Source organism: Bacillus pretiosus, assembly GCF_052947655.1.
On the sequence record NZ_CM129593.1, the window covers coordinates 2,262,357 to 2,282,232 of the forward strand.

Consider the following 19,876-nt stretch of genomic DNA (forward strand, 5'->3'; position numbering starts at 1 on the left):
GACTTTTGGGTATAATAATAAAGGAATTATTAATTGTATCGGTTAGGAGCGCAGTACATATGAAAACAGTTGTTGTTATCGGTGGAGGTATAACGGGACTTTCTACTATGTTTTATTTAGAAAAATTAAAAAAGGATAATAATATCGATTTAAATTTAATCCTTGTAGAAAAAGAAGAGTACTTAGGTGGTAAAATCCATAGTGTAGAAGAAAAGGATTTTATTATGGAATCAGGAGCGGATTCTATCGTTGCTCGTAATGAACATGTTATGCCGCTTGTAAAAGATTTGAATTTAGAAGAAGAAATGGTATATAACGAAACGGGTATTTCTTACATACATTCTGATAATACTTTACACCCAATTCCATCTGACACTATATTTGGGATACCGATGAGTGTGGAGTCATTGTTTAGCAGTACGCTAGTATCAACGAAAGGGAAAATTGTTGCTTTAAAAGATTTTATAACGAAAAATAAAGAGTTTACAAAAGATACTTCACTTGCTGTATTTTTAGAAAGCTTTTTAGGGAAAGAGTTAGTGGAAAGACAAATTGCTCCGGTGCTTTCAGGAGTATATTCCGGTAAATTGAATGAACTTACTATGGCATCGACATTACCGTATTTACTGGATTATAAAAATAAATATGGAAGTATTATTAAAGGTTTTGAAGAGAATAAAAAACAGTTTCAATCAGCAGGAAACAAAAAGTTCGTATCATTTAAAGGTGGACTATCTACGATTATTGATCGTTTAGAAGAAATGCTGACTGAGACAGTCGTTAAGAAAGGCGCTGTAACGACTGCTGTAAGGAAACAAGGTGATTGCTATGAAATCTCCTTTGCAAATCATGAATCAATCCAAGCTGATTATGTTGTTTTAGCAGCTCCGCATGATATCGCAGAAACTTTATTACGGTCTAATGAGTTAAACGAGCAGTTTCATACATTTAAAAACTCATCTCTTATAAGTATTTACTTAGGATTTGATATACTTGATGAACAATTACCGGCGGACGGCACAGGATTTATCGTAACGGAAAACAGTGATTTACATTGTGATGCGTGTACATGGACAAGCCGGAAGTGGAAGCATACATCGGGAAAACAAAAGCTATTAGTAAGAATGTTTTATAAGAGTACAAATCCAGTATATGCAACGATTAAAAATTATAGTGAAGAAGAATTGGTACAAGTCGCTTTATATGATATTGAAAAGAGTCTGGGAATTAAAGGGAAACCAGAAGTAGTTGAAGTTACAAATTGGAAAGATTTAATGCCGAAATATCATTTAGAACATAATCGAGCTGTTCAAATATTACAAGAAAAAATGACGGATCTTTATCCTAATGTATACTTAGCTGGAGCTTCATATTACGGTGTCGGAATTGGTGCGTGTATTGGAAATGGGAAGAACACTGCAAATGAAATAATTGCAACATTAAAGAAACAGTCAAAATAGAATACATATATAAATAAAATGTCCCTCCAGTATATTGGAGGGACGTTTTATTTATTTCACTTGAATTGAGATTTTTTTATTAGTTGTATTATTCTCAGTAATCGTTAATGCTATGTTCCCAGATTCTTTAAATGAATATGATGAGAGTTGATAAAGCTCTTTTATGCCATGTTTCTCTTTTAATTTATTGGCTGGAAGTGATGTTATGTTCGGTTTCCATGATTCTTGTTTACCTGAAGGGTATTTTACTATTATTTCTGGATTATTTAATTGAATTGTTTCCCAAGAGGCAAAATGTAATTCAACTGCTGTATCTTTTTTTAGTAACTCTTCTGAGAAATATCCAAGCACCCCAACATTACCGAAAACAGTAAAGTTTTGATTTTGTAACGTGATATCTAAATGTTTAGGTTGATAGGTTGCTGCGTGATAGATTCCATATGAAAGCGAAAGAGTGGAAGCGATTAACATGCCGATTGAAAATGTCATAAAGCTATTACCTTTAAAACTAGTCATCATGAATGAATTTGGGGCGAACTTTTTTGCAAATAAAAATATGAGTAATATGAGTAAGAGGGATAAGCCGATGAATATATACATAGAACATTTACACCTCCACAGAAAAACATAACGTTAACTACATTTTACCATAAATGTATGGATCAGGGGTGTGTTTTAGAAGGGAAAAGTGAGCACGGAATCGAAATTATAAGACGGAGTGGTGAAAATGAAAATAATACAATTAATTTTTATAAATAAAGGTAAGAGTAGGGAATGTGATTGTATCCTTTTGTTAATGAGTTAGATACACTACTTAGAGAAACTGGTTTTTTAAGTGTAAACTGGAGACAAACAGCTCTTGGGCATTAGTTGCAAATAAATAGAGCATAAAGAGGTGATCATAGTATTTTGATCACCTCTTTATTTTTTCTAATCATGCAAAAGCAAGAAGGGTTATTTTTAGTTTGTATTGAATTAAGAGGATAAGCTTCTCTAGAAATATTTGATAAATGGGACATTGAGGACTTTCCTAATTATAAATACTTTTTCTGCTATAATGAATGAGTAGAAAGAAAGGAGTGATCCTGTGGCGTTTCCTATATTAGAAACAGAACGTTTGCGTTTAGTTGAAATAGAACAATCTTATTGTCAAAAAATATATGAAATCTTTTCATTGGATGAAGTAACGTGTTATTACGGTATGAATTCTTTTACGGAGTTTGGACAAGCTTCACGTATGATTGAATCTTTTTCAAAAAATTACTTTGAGAAAAAGGCAATACGATGGGGGATTGTATTAAAAGAAACAAATACTTTAGTGGGTACAATTGGATTAAATAATTTACAACTATGGAGTAAACGATCTGAAATTGGATATGACTTACATCCTCGTTATTGGGGGAATGGTTATGCGTCAGAAGCGGCTCGAGAAATTATTCATTATGGATTTCGAGATTTAGGCTTATTTAGAATTGGAGCTATTACATACCCTGAAAATGGTACTTCTTGTAAAATGTTATCTAAAATAGGCTTTCATAAGGAAGGGTTATTACGTGGCTATATTCATCAAGGAAATAAGCAACATGATGCACTATTGTATTCTATAGTTCGAACGGATGTAGAGGATATAAATTTATAATAAAAACCCCCTCTTATAAAAGAGGGGGGAAGTAAAAATTAACCTATTTTAGGTAATAAACGTTCTCCGCTTTTCATGCTACTTTTACATAAAGGGCATTTAGGCTCTTCTTCAAATGAAAAATTCTTTCTCATCCATCCTAAACAATCCTCTGATTCACATTCCCAGACAGGGGTTTGTTCTGGTGGTACTTCAGCTACATCGTTCTTTCGATTGCGATACATATAACCACTCCTTTTATGTAAAAAATTTTAGTTATATATTAAAAAGGTTGTTAACCGAGCTGGTAACAACCTTTTTATTGTTTGAATTATAGCTTTACAACGTTTTTAGCTTGAGGTCCACGGTTACCGTCTTCAACTTCGAAGCTAACTTCTTGACCTTCGTCAAGAGACTTGAAGCCGTCGCCAGTGATAGCTGAGAAGTGAACGAATACGTCGTTACCGTCTGCAACTTCGATGAAACCGAAACCTTTTTCGCTGTTAAACCATTTTACTTTACCTGTTAATGTCATGGTAATGCCTCCTAAAATTTAAAAAGATTACAATATGATCGGCCTTATTTGAATGAAAAATAAAAGTTCACATATTATCAAACACCCATAAGGAGTACAAAATAATCCTGATTGATACTTGATAATATGCAAAGGAAATATGATGTTAAATTGACCTTAATTACTATCTTACAACAAATGGTGGGAAATAGCAAGTGCTGGTAATACCAGTGAATAATCTTGGTGATAATAGTAAAACGCACAAAGTTATCTCTTTTATTTATATATTATTCCAAATTTAGGTTTATGCTAAACGGAGAGCATTTTTATTGGAAGTTTGTATTAGAGAAACGATATATAGTATTAATATATTTGTTATGGAGGCGAGAATATTGCAATTTACGCAATTTAAAATAATTGATGCAGCTAAAGAAGGAAGAAAAAAAGTTCATCCAATATTCGCTGTTATACTTGCAATTGTATTTTTAACTTTAGGTGAATTGTTCATGTTATTTATGTTGTTTTTACCGAAAGCAGAAACACTTTTAATGAAGGCAATTTATAGTGATATTGAGATGATATTGACGTTTGGCGGAGCTGTATTTTTTGTTTTTTTATGGGTTAGATTTGTAGAGAAAAGATCAATTTCATCCATTGGTTTTTGGAAAAATCAGTGGATAAGAAAATATTTGAGAGGTGCATTAATAGGTTTTGTTTTCATTTCAATACCAGTAATGATACTTTTATTAACAGGAATTGTACAACTACAAATGCAACAAATTACGCCAACCGCTATAATTGGAATTGTGGGATCTTTAGTTGCTTTTTTAATACAAGGTGCAACAGAAGAAATTGTTGTTCGAGGTTGGTTATTTCCAGTCCTTTCTGTTAGAAGCCGTATATGGATTGGGATTGTTGTAACTTCTTTTTTATTTGGTTTTCTGCATTTACTAAATCCAGGTATTACAATTCTTTCAATATCGAATATAATATTAGTTGGTGTATTTGCAGCTTTTTACGCTTTAAAGGACAGTAGTCTTTGGGGGATATGCGCGTGGCATTCGTTGTGGAATTGGGCACAGTTTAATATTTATGGTTTTGCAGTAAGTGGAATGGCAATGTATTCTACACCACTTTTTAAACCTGTAACAAAAGGATCGGAAGTCCTTCATGGGGGCTCGTTCGGTATTGAGGGGAGTATCATTACAACAATTATGCTTTCTATCGCTTCAATTGTTTTATGGAGACAGTTATGGGGAAAAAATGCAAAGCAAAGAGATTTAAGTTAATGAAAGTGGGAGAAACTATGGGGATTATAGCGTTTGAGGGAGCAAGTGCGGTTGGTAAGAGTAGCACGTGTCGTGAGTTAGAAAAAAATTATGGTGCGTACATTATACCTGAAGTGAATTTATTGTTTGAAAGACCAAAAAACGAACATAGAACATGGTATTTTGAAAAACAAGTAGAGCGCTGGAAAATAGCAGCGCAGAAATCAGAGCAATATGAATTAGTAATACTTGATGGCGACATTTATCAACCACTTAGTTATAATTGGTGTTTCCATTTTGATATATTTAATCAGCCGTTATCTTTAATAGAAAACTTTTATAAAGAAAAGCTGATACATAGGGAAATTGGTTTTCCCGATCAATATTTTTATTTATATACGAATGATGAAGAACTTAGAAAACGGAAAGAATCTGACGAGACAAAAAGAAGAAGAAACTTTGAAAAACATTTACATATATCAAAATCGTTTCAACGTTATTATGAAAATTTAAATGCTGTTACAGACGGATATTGCAAAATGATTGATGCGAAAAGTGTAAAATCGAATGAATTAGAAATTGTGAAAAGTTTAAATAGTTTAAATGTGTGTGAAGAGAGACGTTTTGATGTTTCGAGGTTAGATGCGATTACGAAGTGGTTAAAAGAACATCGTGCATAAAAACAACGAGTGCCTTATAAGGTACTCGTTGTTTTTTTATGTATTATATATTGATTTTAAAATTTGTAAGTTTGCTTTTTCATTTTTCTTAATAGCATTTGCATATTTAGCTAGAAAGAGCTGAGAAGGATAAACCGGTAGTTCACCACAAATATCGATACCATAAACATTTTTATTCCTAATAAGAGAATGTAAACATTTTAATAGTGTAGAAAGTTTCATATGTCCTTGATCCCAATTTGTAATAGTTACTTTTGAATCTAAAACATCTTTATCAATGCTTACATATATAGTATCTGTATGAATATGCGAAAGTATCGTATGTGTAGATACTTCATAAGTTGTATCTATCGGGAATACTTCTACGCATGAATAATCATTAGAATGAATGGTTAAAGAAGAAGGTCCGATAATAATTACTTTCTTTAATTTTGGGTTATTTTGAAGTGTGAACGATACCCATGACCCGCAAGAAATAAGAGTATGTTCATTTTCTTCTTTTAAGTTCATGTCAGTGTGATGATCAAATAAAATAAGGCTAAATGGTTCATCTATTTCTTTTAGTAGCAAATAAGATACATAATGATAATTTCCAGAACCGATAAAGGTGATTCCTCTTTGCTTTCTACGATATAACTCCCGTTTTATACGCTTTAAAGAAGGAATCTCGCAATACAGGTTTGTGTGCTCTAAATGACTAAAATCAATATCTTCATGTGAATAAGAATGAAGTTTATTTTGTAATAAATATGTATCGTCAAAGTTTAAAAAAGTTAAACCGCTATACAATAAACTCATATTTATTCATCTCCTTAATATGTAGGCTAGCATATATTTTTATAAAATTAAAACGAAATGCTTAGAGATGGATCTGCATTTGAAAAAGATGGATATTTTGACAGAATAATCTTTCAATTGATAAAGAAAAGAAATATAATATAAGGAAATATATATGTGGTTCGAGAAATAGAAAATATGAATGGGATATGTGGGAGGAAACAAGCAAGATGAAAACATTTTTTAAAATAATAGGTATTTTAGCTGGCATGGCGGTAATCGGTGTAGGTGTAACATATGGTATGCTGTATTATCTAAATAATAGTAAACCAGCTGCGAAAAAGGCATCACCAGCTGCTCCGGCAGCAGAAGTACTAGCTGATAGTAATGTAAAAGCTGAAGATGCAAAGCTTTTAGAAAATGGCAATCATTCATTACCAAATAGCGGTTTTAATAAAAATTTTAAATGGACAGATGAGAACATACAGACAGCATTACATGAAATGGCACATCAAAAAACGAAAGCTGATCAAAAGTGGGGCTATATTTTTATCACACAAGAACGAATTGAAAGTTTACTTGATATTGTAAAGAGTAATGATCTAGTACAAGGAAATACATATGCAGATATTTTAGAGAGATGGAAACAAGGGAAATATGAAAAGATGGACGCAGATCACAACAAGATTTGGAAATTACAAAGCGGGAATTTAGGCGAAGGAAAAGGAGTAATGTCAGAAGCGGAACAAAAAGAGTTAATTAATCAATTGTTTATGCAAAAAGGTACATATTCAGGTAGTAAATTAATTGCAGATGGGGGACAGACTAATAAATAAGATAATATTGGAAGAGAGTAAGTGCTTATTAGGCAGTTACTCTTTTTTTGTGCACCTTTTAGTCTCGCTCTAGTAAGGAAAGAAACGATTGTAAAACGGGTGAAATCCATCTAGATTTATGATAGATTACATGGCTTTGAATAACTGTTGAAGTTTCGATAGGCTGAAAACAGAGTTGTTCTTTTTGACAACTTTCTTGTACAACAATGTAAGGAAGAATTGAAATTCCTAACTCACACATCACAGATTGTTTAATGACTTCAACGTTGGAAGTTTCAAATGTTTTAGCTGGAATATTTCCGCTTTGACGTAAAAACCGATCTACCATCGGTCTATAGCCGCAGCTTTGTTCTGTAAAGATAAATTGAGTATCATTTAGTAAACAAAATGGATTAGAGTGTGTAGAGTAATGGGGAGGTAAAATCCATCCAAATGCTTCATTACAAAAAGTACGCGTAATAAAATCATTATGTTCCATACTTTCTCCAATTATGAAAATAACATCTGTTTCTCCTTCACGTAGCTTATTCATTGCTTGTTCGTTTGTAGTTGTTTCCAGTATGATATTTACTTTCGGATTCTCCTGTTTGTACATACGTAATAATTGTGGTAATCGGTACACTGCTAATGATTCGTTAGATGTAATCGTTAAAGTTCCCTCTAAATCATCACTATTTTGAGGGATTTCTTGCGCTTTTTCATAAATAGCTAGTAATTCTAGAGCATAAGGATGAAATTGATGACCTGCTTTTGTAAGAAGTACTTTTTTCCCTAATCGATCGAATAGAGGGAGACGTAAATCGTTTTCTAATGCTTTCATATGCGCTGTTACAGTAGATTGCGCATAACCTAACGCATGAGCAGCTTTAGAAAAACTACCATACTTAACGATGGCACAAAATGTTTTAACATGTCTCATTTCCATAAGCTATCCCTCTTTTATTATCATGATTTGTGAATGATTATATCACGTATTTCAATTTTCCAAATGATTAAATTCTTTATAAAATGAAATTATAGAAATATTCATTTAAATTATATTGGAGGAGAAATGATGATCAAAAAGGGCTATCATGTAGCTGTAGTTGGTGCTACAGGTGCAGTAGGACAGAAAATTATTGAACTGTTAGAAAAAGAAACTAAATTTAATATAGTTGAAGTTACATTGCTTTCGTCAAAACGATCCGCTGGCAAGTTAGTGCAATTTAAAGGACGAGAGATAATGATACAAGAGGCAAAAGCAACTAGCTTTGAAGGTGTAGATATTGCCTTTTTTAGCGCTGGAGGAGAAGTGTCTAGACAATTTGTTAATCACGCAGTCACTAGTGGTGCCATCGTAATTGATAACACAAGTGAATACCGAATGGCGCACGATGTACCACTCGTTGTTCCAGAAGTAAATGCGCACACTTTAAAGGAGCATAACGGTATCATAGCAGTTCCGAATTGTTCAGCATTACAGATGGTGACGGCACTTCAACCAATTCGAAAAGTATTCGGATTGGAACGAATTATTGTTTCCACATACCAAGCTGTGTCAGGTTCAGGAATTCATGCGATTCATGAATTAAAAGAACAGGCAAAGTCAATGCTTGAAGGTGAAGAGGTTAAGAGTACTATACTGCCAGCGAAAAAAGATAAAAAACACTATCCGATTGCGTTTAATGTATTGCCTCAAGTAGATATATTTACAGATAATGTTTTTACATTTGAAGAAGTAAAAATGATTCAAGAAACGAAGAAAATTTTGGAGGACCAAAACTTGAAAATGGCAGCTACTTGTGTGCGTGTTCCGGTCGTATCCGGGCACTCAGAATCGGTTTATATAGAACTTGAAAAAGAAGCAACTGTTGCAGAAATAAGAGAAGTGTTGCTGGATGCACCAGGTGTTATACTGCAAGATAATCCTAGTGAACAGCTGTACCCAATGCCATTATATGCAGAAGGGAAAATAGATACATTTGTCGGGAGAATTAGAAAAGACCCTGATACACCAAAAGGATTCCATCTTTGGATTGTTTCCGATAATTTATTAAAAGGGGCCGCTTGGAACTCGGTTCAAATTGCAGAAACGTTGGTGGAAGAGGGGATAATATAGTATAGGTAAATTAGGAAACTATTAATGATTACAGTTTCCTAATTTTTATTTTATAATTGTTTTCTTTATTCCAGCCAAATTTGATTTGAAAGACAGTAAAAAACATCAAGAATGAATAAAATTCATTTGGTATGATATGGATAAATTAGATGTAAGGTGGGATTTAGATGTACCAAGTTAAGGGGTACTTTTCATCATTAAAAGGAAGTCATTATGATATTGGAAAGCAACAAGGAGAGTTTGTGAAAAATCATCCGTATCTCATTCCACAATTTATACAGCAAGAACATTTAGTATCAGATAATTATTGGACAGAATCTAGAAATATATTAAATCAATATTGTCCAGGAATTAATGAAGAAATTGAAGGGTTTTGTGAAGTGTTGAAAATTCCTGCTAGAAATCTGATGTATTATTATCAAACACTATTAAAAGCAGGATGTAGTCATTGTGTCGTATTACCTAAAAAGACAGATTCAAAGCACACATATGTATTAAGAAATTATGATTTGTCACCCAAAATAGATGATATGCGTTTTTGCTCAACACATGTTGAAGGTGCATATGTACATAGTGGTTTTTCTGCTTTTTATTTCGGTCGAACAGAAGGAGTTAACGAGCATGGGTTAGCTGTTACATTTTCAGCATGTGGTCAACCAGTAGGAAATATTGAAGGCTTACGAAAGCCAGTGTTAAGTGGTTTACAATGCTTTGCGGTAATTCGAGTATTATTGGAGAAATGTAAAAATGTGCAGGAGGCGATATCACTAGTTGATGAAATGCCAATTGCAAGTAATATTAATCTAATTGTAGCAGATCCTTTAGACGCAGCGCGTATTGAAATATTTGACGGATATAAATCAATAACCACAATTGATGAGGAAAGCCATGATTTTATCGTATCAACAAACCATGCGATTAGTTTACCTATTCAAAAATTGAATAATAGAAGATTAGAACAATCCACAAACAGATATCACATATTGTATGAATATTTAAATCAAAATGAACTAGTGAGCATGGATTCTTTAAAAGAATTAGTAGAAAGAGAGTATCCTACTGGGCTGACAGTACATAATTATGAAGAATGGTTTGGAACTTTGCATTCTGTCTTATTTGATTTGCATAATCGTATAATGAATATTTGCTTCGGATCTCCACTATTCAACGACTGGTACTCATTGAAAGTTGGAGGAAGTCTTTCATTTTCTCAGGTAAATGTGAAATTTAATAATAAAACGTATACTGACTTTTGGAGAGAAGAATGCTATTAATTGATTCAAGAAGAATAAATGAGATAAAATGGTAATAGTAAGGTGTATGTACGGGAGGGATTGCCATTGCTAAAAGTAATGTTACCGATTGTTCTTATCTTATTTGTTGCCGTTTCAATGTATATTACTTATGAAAAAAGAAAAAAAGCAGGGGTAAAAGGATTGAAGAGTGCGTTAACTTCAATTTGTTTCTTTACACTAGCAATCTTAAATTTGCTTGCATATTGGTTTAACTTTGGCGGTATTTTTATTTGGTTAATTTCAATTGTTTTATTACTAGTGGGGGCATATTTTACGAAATATATTCCGATATCTAAAAAGGTACATTGAAATTTATTTGAGTTTAAAAGTTATGTTGTATTTTGTTTTGAAAAGTGATTATTCTACTAGAGCGTTGTGAAACGGTTTTATAGGATAATCTCTTTTGTTCGTTTAGCTTTGTAAAGAACGTACTGTTCTTTTTAGTTGTTCAATAAATTCTTGAGTTGCAGCGCACATATATTTATCTTTTCTATAAATAAGCCCAATTTCTATTGTTGGGGTAGGATTTTCTATTTTAATTGCTTGAATGTTTTTATTTTGTAAAAAGTCTATATACGGTTTTGGTAACACTGTAATTCCCATTCCTTTTGAAACCATTTGGATTAAAGATTCCATCGTACTAATTTCTAAAATTGGTTTTGGTTTAAAGTTAAATTTTTGACAATGAGATGTAATTAGTTCAGTTAAAAAGAAATTTTTAGGTAAAAGAATTAAAGGGTAGTTCTGTAATTCAGCAATAGATACATGATTACGTTCAGCTAATTGATGATCGGTTGGTACGACTAATGTAAGTTCACTTTTGTATAGAGGGATAGAGATAATCTCCTTATCTTGCACCGGGAGAAATGTAATGCCAATATCTAGTTCGTTTTGTAATAATTTTTCACGAATATCTCCTGTACGAAGCCCTAATACAGAAAGCTCTATATTGGGATATGAATGATTAAAATTTAATATAGCTGGTGGTAGTAAATAATTTACGACGGTTAACAAAGAGCCTATTGTTAAGGAACCTTGCTGTAATCCGTTTAGATCTTGAATTGCAGAACGAGCTTGTTCGACTTCATGAAAAATGGTTTTACTATGTAATAATAAAATCCTTCCTGCATCAGTTAAAGATATTTTTTTACCAATGCGATCAAAAAGCGGCATTCCTACTTCATGTTCTAATGCACGTATTTGCTGACTTAAAGAAGGTTGTGAAATATTTAGTTTCTCAGCTGCTTTTGTGAAATGCAATTCTTTTGAAACAGCTAAAAAATATTCAAGTTGTCTTAATTCGATTGGAATCACCTCAAGTTTAATGATAGGTTATACCTATCATTATTATATAAATAATTGGATTGAACAATGATTTTGTTGAGCTTATAATCACTTTATTAGAGAGGGATTGAAAAGTTTTGAAGTAAGGATAGATAAGTATCGGAGCAAGGATATTTGAGTGGTTATTACATTTGCTGACCTTTTGTCATTTTAAATGAAAAATAGACAGAGAGTTTGAAAGTATAAATTAATCTATTGAAAAATTGTAGGGTAAGTAAGAGGAGCGATTAAGATGAATAAAGTATATGAGGTACTATCTTTAAATATAGGGTTACCAAAAGAGGTTACATACGGCGGAAAGGTAATTCATACAGGTATAAATAAGAAGCAAGTAAGGGAACCGGTGTTTTTATCCTTTTTAAAATTTAATGGAGATGGGCAAGCGGACTTAGTTCATCATGGTGGAGTAGATAAAGCAGTTTGTGTGTATTCTGGAGAACATTATAGATACTGGGAAAAAGAGTTGAATCAAGCCCTTGTATATGGAGCATTCGGAGAAAATATAACAATTAATTGTCTGTGTGAAGAGGATGTTTGTATTGGTGATACATTTCAAATTGGAGAAGCAATTGTACAAGTAACACAGCCAAGACAACCTTGTTTTAAATTAGCTAAGAAATACAATATTCCAAAGTTACCACTTTATTTTCAAGAAACAGGATATACAGGATTTTATTTTCGTGTATTAAAAGAAGGATGGGTATCACCTGTTGATACGTTAAAGTTAATAAAGTCTGATCCAAAAGGTGTTACAGTAGCATTTGCTAATCGTATTATGCATAAGGAAAAACAAAATATGGAAGGGCTAAAAAGGATCTTAGAAGTACATGCACTTTCTACAAGTTGGAGAAATACATTTGAAAAGCGAATGAGAGGAGAAGAAATTAATACGAGGGAGAGACTAGAAGGAAAAAAATAATAAAAAATATTTTTTTATAAATGGTGCATTTCTATGAGTAAAAACGAAGTAGAAAGCACTATTTTTATATAATAAACTTATTAATATTCAAAAATCTTAATATTGTTTTATTCGACTTATTTTCGAATAGTCAAAACATAAAATTAATTAGACTCTTTTTTTATATTTTATGATAGTATATTGATTGGTAAGACCTATTACATTAAGAGCAGGTTATATAACTAAATCTAATTTGATGGAATTAACGTATGGAGGGACAACATGGGGAATGTTGAAATTTTTGAAAAATTTCTTTTAGAAGAACCAAAAAGAGAGCAGTTATTTCCTTTATTTGAAGAAGTGTTTGGAATTACAATTCAAACATTGAATGATTTTTCAGAGAGAGGTTATTGGGATGATACATACAAAGCTTTATCATTTTTACATGACGATAAAGCGATTGCAAATGTTGCGGTATTTTCGCTACCATTGCTAGTAAATGGTGAAAGAATAAATGCAGCCGGCATTCAAACGGTAATGACTCACCCTGATTTTCGTAGACAAGGACTCATGACACAATTAATAAGTAAAATGATAGAAGAAATTGATAAGAAATGTGAATGTACCTTATTATTTACGGAAAAACCTGAACTATATGCATCATTTGGGTTTAAAGTTGTGCAGGAGTATTTGATGACTATTCTATATGATAAAAAGAATAATAATGACTCCTTACTTAGAAAATTAGATTATTATATGGAAGAGGATAGAAAGTTAATACATGAAACTATTGATAGTAGCCAAAGACTTTCAAATAATTTTTCAACATTAAACTTCCGTCCTTCGTTTTATTTGAATATGTATGATTCGGGATGGAATGAGAAATTGTATTATTCAGAGAAACTAGATGCTCTAATTGTGTATGAAGTAGATAATGAAAAGTTGAAATTATATGGAGTATTTGCACCAGTAATTCCAGTTTTAGATGAAATATGCGGAGAAATCGCTGAAAGATTTACAGAAATCGAATTTTACTTCTCACCAGATCAATTAGGGATTGAGGATGTACAATTTACAGAATTACAGTCTAATAAGTATTTAATGGTTCGAAGTAATAAAGAGTTAGATTTTAAAGGTTATAAATTCCCTGTATTAGCGGAGTTTTAAATGTTTGTATAAAGGCTTTATTATGGAGGAACTATGAATATATCGTATATACCTAAACATGTTGAGCAGCTCACTATAATGAATGTCCCTGAATATTATAAAATTAATGACAACCGGTCGTTTATCGTCCGTTCGAAAGCAGAAACAGATTTCTGGCTTAAAACACATTATGGTTTTGAAGTAATGAATGGTCATGTATTTTATAATGAAATGATGACAGACTTTCAAGCTGAAGTTCAATTGTGTATGGATCCAAATTCAAAATACGATCAAGCAGGTCTTTTTGTTATGATTTCGGAAAAGTGTTGGTTGAAAACTTCATTAGAGTATATTCCAGATGGCCCTTCTCATTTAGGAGCTGTCGTAACGAATAATGGATATTCTGATTGGTCAACACAAGACTTTCCAACAGAATTAGCTACCCAACAACTTCATTTTCGAATTGTTCGTAAACGTGGCGATTATATAATATATGTAAAAAATAGCTGTCAATGGGAACAAATAAGAATTGCTCATTTGATGGAGGATATAGGGAATGCGCCTGTTAAAATAGGTTTTTACACGTGTAGTCCTTCTAAAAACAATGGATTTGAGACTGAGTTTTTAGATTTTACAATTGAAGAGATATAGATGAAAAACCGTATTCTTTCTACTTAAGAATACGGTTTTTCTATTTGCGTAATATAAAGCACATTTATTGACCGGAAAGTCATTAATGCTTATCATTTAATAATGTTAAATATTAATTTGCATAATATAATAGAAGTACTGGAAAAATCAAAAATTATATGGCTTAAGTAAGGAGGGTATGAATTATTAAATGGTAATTTCATAGGAAAAAGGAGATTAAGTATGAAATCATTTCGCAAATTATTACATTATTTAAAACCATACATGTTCTTCGCGATTATTGGACCACTATTTATGGTACTTGAGGTTGCGATGGACTTAATTCAACCGACTATTATGCAACATATTATTGATGTAGGGATAGCAAATCGTGATTTGAATTATGTAATAAAAATGGGGCTTCTTATGATAGGAGCTGCAGCACTCGGTTTAGTTGGAGGACTTGGGTGTATGATGTATTCTACAAAAGCAGCTGTTAATTTCGCTACAGACATACGAAAAGATGTATTTGCGAAAGTAGAAACATTTTCTAGTGAAAATCGTGATTCATTTGGAACTGGGAAATTATTAACGATTGTGACAAATGATATTACTTCTATTCAATCGGCGATGACGATGACATTACGTGTACTTGTTCGTGGTCCTTTGTTATTTATCGGAAGTATAATAATTGTTTTTGTAACAGCACGCGAGTTATTTCCTATATTACTTGTGGTTGTTCCAATTTTATTACTTGCGATTATATTCATTGCAAGTAAAGCGAGCGGAACGTTCAAAAAAGTGCAAGAAGCATTAGATAAAGTGAATACAAAGCTACAAGAAAATTTATCTGGAGTACGTGTTATTAAAGCGTATGTAAGACAAAAATATGAAATTACTCAGTTTGGAAATGTTAATACAAATTTAACGAAGATAAATATTCGAGCGGTGCAGCTTATTTCCATAATGATGCCAATCATTATGTTAGTTGTAAGCGGCGGGATTGTCGCAACATTATGGATTGGTGGAGAAAAAGTATTTGATGGAACGCTTCAAGTAGGAGCTATTTTAGCGTTTATAAACTATTTGAATATTATTTTAATGTCACTTATGTCTATAAGTATGGTATTTATGCAAATCGCGCGAGCATTTCCATCTGCGGATCGTGTACAGCAAGTTTTAAATACTGAGGTTGATATTACGACGGAAACAAATGCGGTTGCACCTAAGCAAATCGAGGGACAAATTGACTTTAAAAATGTTAGTTATAGTTACACGAAAAATAATGAATATGTTTTAAAAGATATTTCATTTAACATATGTAAAGGTGAAAAAGTAGGAATTATCGGTTCTACAGGAAGTGGTAAATCTACTTTAGCAAAACTGTTACCGCGTTTATACGATGTTGATCAAGGGGAAGTATGCATTGATGGAATAAATGTTAGAGCATACGATTTACAAAAACTTCGTGCTTCAATCGGGTTTGTACCTCAAAAGGCATTATTGTTTTCAGGTAGCATAGAAGAGAACTTACGTTATGGTAAAGAAGATGCAACGAATGACGAACTGGAAGTAGCGGCTTCATCAGCTTGTGCGACTGAGTTTATTAACAAGTTGGAAGATTCATATCAATATCATTTAACACAAGGGGCGACGAATTTATCAGGTGGACAAAAACAACGTGTATCAATTGCAAGGGCACTTGTGAGAAAGCCATCCATTCTTATATTAGATGATTCTACATCAGCAGTTGATGCGAAATCAGAATCTAACATTCAATCGGCATTAAGAACAGAATATAAAGGAACAACAACATTATTAATCGCCTCTAAAATTTCATCTATAATAGATGCTGATAAAATTCTCGTTTTAGATAACGGTGAATTAGTAGGTGATGGTACACATGAAGAATTGTTAGAACAATGTGAGGTATATCAAGAAATTTATCTTTCCCAAGGTGGCAATTTACATAAAGAAGGTGGGAAAGAACATGCGTAATTTTCAAGGGCAATTTGCTAATAAAGGTGGGCGTAACGCGCCTAAAATGGGTGAAGCTAGAAACACTAAAGGAACTGTATTGCGAGTATGGAACTATATGGGGTATCAAAAGGCTGCTCTTACGTTCGTTATATTTTTAGTATTTGTTACGACGTTACTTGGGTTATTAGGTCCTTATTTAATGGGAGTAATTATAGATCAATATATTGTACCGAAAGATTTAAACGGTACGGCGAGAATGTGTTTGTTACTTATCGCGATTTACGGTGTAACAGTATTGTTAACTTGGCTACAAACATTTGTCATGGTTAACGTTGCATTAAAAACAATACAAAAAATACGACAAGATATTTTCGAGAAAATCCAAACGCTTTCTTTACGGTTCTTTGATGTACGTTCTCAAGGGGATTTAATGAGTCGTGTGACAAATGATATAGATAATTTGAATCAAGCGTTAACACAAAGTGTTGTACAAATTATTTCATCAGCATTAACCTTTATAGGTGTAACGATTGCGATGTTCGCATTAGATTGGATTTTAGCAATTGTTACATTAATTACAGTACCTATTATGTTTTTCGTTACAAAAAAATTAGTTGCTTATAGTGGTAAAAACTTTGCAAAGCGTCAACGAGATTTAGGAGAATTAAATGGTTTTATTGAGGAAGCTATAACAGGAGCGGATGTTACAACGTTATATGGGAAAGAAAAAGAAACCGTACAAACTTTCAATAAAATTAATGAACAATTAAGAGTTTCAGCTACGAAGGCGGATACATTTTCAGCTTTTATTTTTCCAAGTATGAACTTTATAAATAACTTAGGTATGGGGCTTGTAATTGGGACTGGATCAGTAATGGTTTTAAATGGAATGACAACAGTAGGTGTCATTGCAGCTTTTATTAATTATTCTCGTCAATTCTCAAGACCACTTAGTCAATTCGCAACTTTAATGAATACGATTCAATCGGCAGTTGCTGGTGGAGAACGTGTCTTTGAAATTATGGATGAAGTACCAGAAATCCAAAATAAAAAAGATGCGTTCATGGTACAAAATTTACAAGGACATGTTGCACTTGAGAATGTTACATTCGGTTATGAGGAAAATAAAACGATTTTAAAAGAAGTGAGTCTTAAGGCACAGCCAGGGGAGACAATTGCTTTAGTTGGTCCAACTGGATCGGGCAAAACAACAATCATTAATTTGCTAACTCGCTTTTACGATATACAGCAAGGGCAAATTCATATCGATGGAAAAGATATAAAAGATTATGATATTAATTCGTTGCGAAGTAAAATAGGAGTAGTTTTACAAGATACGTACTTATTTGCTGGGACGATTATGGATAATATTCGTTATGGTCGATTAGATGCTAGTGATGATGAAGTAATCAATGCAGCTAAGGCAGCATCTGCACATTCTTTTATTAAACATTTACCGAATCAATATGAAACAAAAATTGCTTCAGAAGGATCGAATTTAAGTCAAGGACAAAAACAACTTCTTGCGATTGCGCGGGCGATTTTAGCAGATGCAGATATATTAATTCTCGACGAAGCAACATCAAATATTGATACGAGAACAGAATTGCAAATTCAAGAAGGACTAAATAATTTAATGAAAGGTCGAACAAGTTTTGTAATCGCTCATCGACTGAAAACGATTGAGAAAGCAGATCAAATCCTTGTTATAAAAGATGGAAGTATTTTGGAAAGAGGGAATCATGAATCTCTTATGGAAGATAGAGGGTTTTACTTTGATCTGTATACGAGTCAGTTTAAAATTTAATAAAAACTTTAATAAGGTGCGGTTTCTCCAGGAAGGAGCAACCGCATTTTTATATTTGTAAACATTACTATTTAAATATTTATTCACTAAATGTTTTAACTGCGTCTTTCTTGCATACAAAGTAAAACATACGAATGGTGGCAACCTTAATGAGTATTTCACGTTCTATTTAAATGTTTTAATGATTTATTAGATAATACAATTTGAATTTTATTAAAAAAAGACACTGTTTCCAGTGCCCCAACTTACTACGAGAGTTTTATGAGGAAACTTAAATAGGTGAATCTAAGTTTCTCTATAATATATGAAACTACAATTAGAAAATCACATATTTTTTAAAGGAGTTAATAGGTAATTGTACGTGCTAAAATCTTTATTAAAAATATCCTGTACTAATTGGATAGTTTCATGGTCATAAAAGCTATCGTATGTTGGGAGGCGTGGGAATAAAGGATCGGTAATATCAGCATCTGCAAAATTACCTCTAAAAATCGCCCTGTCTTTCTGATGATGCCATGATTTGGTTAGTATGTGTAAAGGAGAAGTTTTTAATTGATATGTTTGTTCTAAGCGCTCAATTTCAGTAGAGAAATTTTCAAGGTAGATATACTTTGTAACAAACTCTTCCTCACCTGGTTCATATTGCTGCATTAAATGTGGATCTACTTGTTCTAAATCTATCATTTGTTCTTTTAAGTAGTAGAGAAAGATTTTAAATGAAATAGGTTTATTACAAAATTCATTACCATAATAAAAATTCCGAATAGGATTCCATGCTGGGTTTTCTATGTAAGGGGGGGCAATTAGTGAAAAAAATGAACTTACAGCTCTTGTATAGGGGTTTCTCACTAATTTATAGGTATCTTTTCCGTTTGTATATAAAGCTGCAGCTAGTTCAATAAAGTAGTCCGAGGAGTTTTTGTATATTTCATTTTCATAATTATGGATGAAAGAATCGTATTTTATGGCTTCTTTAAATAAATTTATTTGATAAAAAAACCAATGTGCAAGAGAGGTACAGCCACTTTTTTGACTCCAAAATAAAATCAAAGGGAAGTTAGAATTAAAGAGGGGAACGCGTCCGTATTTAATAATATTTGAAAAAGACATTATTAGCCTCCATTCAGTTATGTCAAGTACTTTTAGTTTATGAATAAAAAACTTGGCATATGAACAAGAAAAGAGCAGTAGAATAGATAATTTAAAATAATATAAATTTAAAAATAAAAGAGTTATTTGAAAAGAAAAAAAGAGCTTACAAATGGATAAACTCTTAGAAAAAATAGGTTTTATGAGCACTGAATTACCATATACCTTATGTTTTATTCTACATGATCGTGAAAATAACATTGAATAAAAGGAGCATATATTTAAATGTGCTCCTTTAAAAGGTGGCAGCTCACAAGGCCTAATTTATAAGCTGAATACGTGTTCAGCCCGTATTTAAAAAGGACAGCTAGCAAAAGCTAACTGATAAGCCTTCGGGTATGAAGGGGAAACAAAAACTATATATACATTATTAACG

General features: G+C 32.3%; 20 protein-coding genes. 13 read left to right on the top strand and 7 right to left on the bottom strand.

Annotated elements, in window-relative coordinates; all coding sequences use genetic code 11:
* Positions 1–59: 59 nt before the first annotated feature.
* Positions 60–1,460, top strand: a complete 1,401-nt coding sequence (locus ACU8YW_RS11650) for a protoporphyrinogen oxidase (RefSeq protein ID WP_426933682.1) — start codon at positions 60–62, stop codon at positions 1,458–1,460.
* Positions 1,461–1,511: 51 nt separating this feature from the next.
* Here the strand turns inward: ACU8YW_RS11650 and ACU8YW_RS11655 are convergent, their stop codons facing one another.
* On the bottom strand, positions 1,512–2,060 hold the full coding sequence (locus ACU8YW_RS11655) for a hypothetical protein (protein ID WP_426933681.1): 549 nt from the start codon (positions 2,058–2,060) through the stop codon (positions 1,512–1,514).
* Positions 2,061–2,547: 487 nt separating this feature from the next.
* Here ACU8YW_RS11655 and ACU8YW_RS11660 point away from each other — a divergent pair, with 487 nt between their 5' ends.
* Positions 2,548–3,099, top strand: coding sequence for a GNAT family N-acetyltransferase (locus tag ACU8YW_RS11660; protein WP_426933680.1), 552 nt, complete (start codon positions 2,548–2,550; stop codon positions 3,097–3,099).
* A 38-nt stretch (positions 3,100–3,137) separates the two neighbouring features.
* Here ACU8YW_RS11660 and ACU8YW_RS11665 read toward each other — a convergent pair whose 3' ends face one another.
* Entirely contained in the window at positions 3,138–3,323 is a 186-nt protein-coding gene (locus ACU8YW_RS11665) for a cold-shock protein (RefSeq protein WP_000286202.1), read from the bottom strand.
* Positions 3,324–3,409: 86 nt separating this feature from the next.
* Complete coding sequence (gene cspD, locus ACU8YW_RS11670; RefSeq protein ID WP_000176365.1) at positions 3,410–3,613, bottom strand: cold-shock protein CspD; 204 nt, start codon at positions 3,611–3,613, stop codon at positions 3,410–3,412.
* Between the two features lie 371 nt (positions 3,614–3,984).
* On the opposite strand from cspD, the gene ACU8YW_RS11675 reads away from it, so the two are divergent.
* Both ACU8YW_RS11675 and ACU8YW_RS11680 read left to right on the top strand, forming a co-directional pair.
* Positions 3,985–4,881 carry a CPBP family intramembrane glutamic endopeptidase gene (locus ACU8YW_RS11675; protein ID WP_426933679.1) on the top strand — a complete coding sequence of 299 codons (897 nt, stop codon included), beginning with the start codon at positions 3,985–3,987 and terminating at the stop codon, positions 4,879–4,881.
* Between the two features lie 17 nt (positions 4,882–4,898).
* Complete coding sequence (locus ACU8YW_RS11680) at positions 4,899–5,540, top strand: nucleoside/nucleotide kinase family protein (protein ID WP_088609724.1); 642 nt, start codon at positions 4,899–4,901, stop codon at positions 5,538–5,540.
* A gap of 36 nt (positions 5,541–5,576) precedes the next feature.
* Here ACU8YW_RS11680 and ACU8YW_RS11685 read toward each other — a convergent pair whose 3' ends face one another.
* The gene (locus tag ACU8YW_RS11685) at positions 5,577–6,338 is read right to left on the bottom strand and encodes an arginase family protein (RefSeq protein ID WP_097906919.1); all 762 of its coding nucleotides are present in this window, start codon (positions 6,336–6,338) and stop codon (positions 5,577–5,579) included.
* 188 nt (positions 6,339–6,526) lie between these two features.
* Here ACU8YW_RS11685 and ACU8YW_RS11690 point away from each other — a divergent pair, with 188 nt between their 5' ends.
* Positions 6,527–7,153, top strand: coding sequence for a PRK06770 family protein (locus tag ACU8YW_RS11690; protein ID WP_116300182.1), 627 nt, complete (start codon positions 6,527–6,529; stop codon positions 7,151–7,153).
* A gap of 58 nt (positions 7,154–7,211) precedes the next feature.
* Here ACU8YW_RS11690 and ACU8YW_RS11695 read toward each other — a convergent pair whose 3' ends face one another.
* On the bottom strand, positions 7,212–8,078 hold the full coding sequence (locus ACU8YW_RS11695; RefSeq protein ID WP_060488742.1) for a LysR family transcriptional regulator: 867 nt from the start codon (positions 8,076–8,078) through the stop codon (positions 7,212–7,214).
* Positions 8,079–8,207: 129 nt separating this feature from the next.
* On the opposite strand from ACU8YW_RS11695, the gene ACU8YW_RS11700 reads away from it, so the two are divergent.
* The 3 genes from ACU8YW_RS11700 to ACU8YW_RS11710 all read left to right on the top strand — a co-directional run bounded on the left by ACU8YW_RS11700 (position 8,208) and on the right by ACU8YW_RS11710 (position 10,855).
* The gene (locus tag ACU8YW_RS11700) at positions 8,208–9,251 is read left to right on the top strand and encodes an aspartate-semialdehyde dehydrogenase (RefSeq protein ID WP_426933678.1); all 1,044 of its coding nucleotides are present in this window, start codon (positions 8,208–8,210) and stop codon (positions 9,249–9,251) included.
* A gap of 167 nt (positions 9,252–9,418) precedes the next feature.
* The gene (locus ACU8YW_RS11705; protein WP_426933677.1) at positions 9,419–10,525 is read left to right on the top strand and encodes a C45 family autoproteolytic acyltransferase/hydrolase; all 1,107 of its coding nucleotides are present in this window, start codon (positions 9,419–9,421) and stop codon (positions 10,523–10,525) included.
* A 66-nt stretch (positions 10,526–10,591) separates the two neighbouring features.
* Complete coding sequence (locus ACU8YW_RS11710) at positions 10,592–10,855, top strand: hypothetical protein (protein ID WP_116867800.1); 264 nt, start codon at positions 10,592–10,594, stop codon at positions 10,853–10,855.
* A gap of 102 nt (positions 10,856–10,957) precedes the next feature.
* Here the strand turns inward: ACU8YW_RS11710 and ACU8YW_RS11715 are convergent, their stop codons facing one another.
* Positions 10,958–11,860: a LysR family transcriptional regulator gene (locus ACU8YW_RS11715; RefSeq protein ID WP_426933676.1), complete on the bottom strand. Its 903-nt coding sequence runs from the start codon at positions 11,858–11,860 to the stop codon at positions 10,958–10,960.
* Positions 11,861–12,122: 262 nt separating this feature from the next.
* Between ACU8YW_RS11715 and ACU8YW_RS11720 the strand changes: the two genes are divergently transcribed.
* From ACU8YW_RS11720 to ACU8YW_RS11740, 5 genes are all read left to right on the top strand, one after another.
* On the top strand, positions 12,123–12,809 hold the full coding sequence (locus ACU8YW_RS11720) for an MOSC domain-containing protein (protein ID WP_001045580.1): 687 nt from the start codon (positions 12,123–12,125) through the stop codon (positions 12,807–12,809).
* 261 nt (positions 12,810–13,070) lie between these two features.
* Positions 13,071–13,955: a GNAT family N-acetyltransferase gene (locus ACU8YW_RS11725; RefSeq protein ID WP_088063343.1), complete on the top strand. Its 885-nt coding sequence runs from the start codon at positions 13,071–13,073 to the stop codon at positions 13,953–13,955.
* Positions 13,956–13,988: 33 nt separating this feature from the next.
* Entirely contained in the window at positions 13,989–14,585 is a 597-nt protein-coding gene (locus tag ACU8YW_RS11730) for a DUF1349 domain-containing protein (RefSeq protein WP_001027689.1), read from the top strand.
* Between the two features lie 222 nt (positions 14,586–14,807).
* A complete protein-coding gene (locus ACU8YW_RS11735; protein ID WP_097906923.1) occupies positions 14,808–16,562 on the top strand; it encodes an ABC transporter ATP-binding protein in 1,755 nt (584 codons plus the stop codon).
* Positions 16,555–18,351, top strand: coding sequence for an ABC transporter ATP-binding protein (locus ACU8YW_RS11740; RefSeq protein WP_088063345.1), 1,797 nt, complete (start codon positions 16,555–16,557; stop codon positions 18,349–18,351). Before ACU8YW_RS11735 ends, ACU8YW_RS11740 begins: the two co-directional genes overlap by 8 nt.
* Before the next feature lie 324 nt (positions 18,352–18,675).
* Here ACU8YW_RS11740 and ACU8YW_RS11745 read toward each other — a convergent pair whose 3' ends face one another.
* Positions 18,676–19,461 carry a sulfotransferase family 2 domain-containing protein gene (locus ACU8YW_RS11745; RefSeq protein WP_262720000.1) on the bottom strand — a complete coding sequence of 262 codons (786 nt, stop codon included), beginning with the start codon at positions 19,459–19,461 and terminating at the stop codon, positions 18,676–18,678.
* Positions 19,462–19,876: the final 415 nt, after the last annotated feature.

What these genes read in the sequence shown, in the direction of transcription:
- ACU8YW_RS11665 (WP_000286202.1), bottom strand. Translation starts at nt 3,323, where the DNA reads ATGTATCGCAATCGAAAGAACGATGTAGCTGAAGTACCACCAGAACAA.
- ACU8YW_RS11725 (WP_088063343.1), top strand. Translation starts at nt 13,071, where the DNA reads ATGGGGAATGTTGAAATTTTTGAAAAATTTCTTTTAGAAGAACCAAAA.
- cspD (WP_000176365.1), bottom strand. Translation starts at nt 3,613, where the DNA reads ATGACATTAACAGGTAAAGTAAAATGGTTTAACAGCGAAAAAGGTTTC.
- ACU8YW_RS11745 (WP_262720000.1), bottom strand. Translation starts at nt 19,461, where the DNA reads ATGTCTTTTTCAAATATTATTAAATACGGACGCGTTCCCCTCTTTAAT.
- ACU8YW_RS11680 (WP_088609724.1), top strand. Translation starts at nt 4,899, where the DNA reads ATGGGGATTATAGCGTTTGAGGGAGCAAGTGCGGTTGGTAAGAGTAGC.
- ACU8YW_RS11740 (WP_088063345.1), top strand. Translation starts at nt 16,555, where the DNA reads ATGCGTAATTTTCAAGGGCAATTTGCTAATAAAGGTGGGCGTAACGCG.
- ACU8YW_RS11695 (WP_060488742.1), bottom strand. Translation starts at nt 8,078, where the DNA reads ATGGAAATGAGACATGTTAAAACATTTTGTGCCATCGTTAAGTATGGT.
- ACU8YW_RS11655 (WP_426933681.1), bottom strand. Translation starts at nt 2,060, where the DNA reads ATGTATATATTCATCGGCTTATCCCTCTTACTCATATTACTCATATTT.
- ACU8YW_RS11650 (WP_426933682.1), top strand. Translation starts at nt 60, where the DNA reads ATGAAAACAGTTGTTGTTATCGGTGGAGGTATAACGGGACTTTCTACT.
- ACU8YW_RS11690 (WP_116300182.1), top strand. Translation starts at nt 6,527, where the DNA reads ATGTGGGAGGAAACAAGCAAGATGAAAACATTTTTTAAAATAATAGGT.
- ACU8YW_RS11700 (WP_426933678.1), top strand. Translation starts at nt 8,208, where the DNA reads ATGATCAAAAAGGGCTATCATGTAGCTGTAGTTGGTGCTACAGGTGCA.
- ACU8YW_RS11720 (WP_001045580.1), top strand. Translation starts at nt 12,123, where the DNA reads ATGAATAAAGTATATGAGGTACTATCTTTAAATATAGGGTTACCAAAA.
- ACU8YW_RS11735 (WP_097906923.1), top strand. Translation starts at nt 14,808, where the DNA reads ATGAAATCATTTCGCAAATTATTACATTATTTAAAACCATACATGTTC.
- ACU8YW_RS11705 (WP_426933677.1), top strand. Translation starts at nt 9,419, where the DNA reads ATGTACCAAGTTAAGGGGTACTTTTCATCATTAAAAGGAAGTCATTAT.
- ACU8YW_RS11685 (WP_097906919.1), bottom strand. Translation starts at nt 6,338, where the DNA reads ATGAGTTTATTGTATAGCGGTTTAACTTTTTTAAACTTTGACGATACA.
- ACU8YW_RS11730 (WP_001027689.1), top strand. Translation starts at nt 13,989, where the DNA reads ATGAATATATCGTATATACCTAAACATGTTGAGCAGCTCACTATAATG.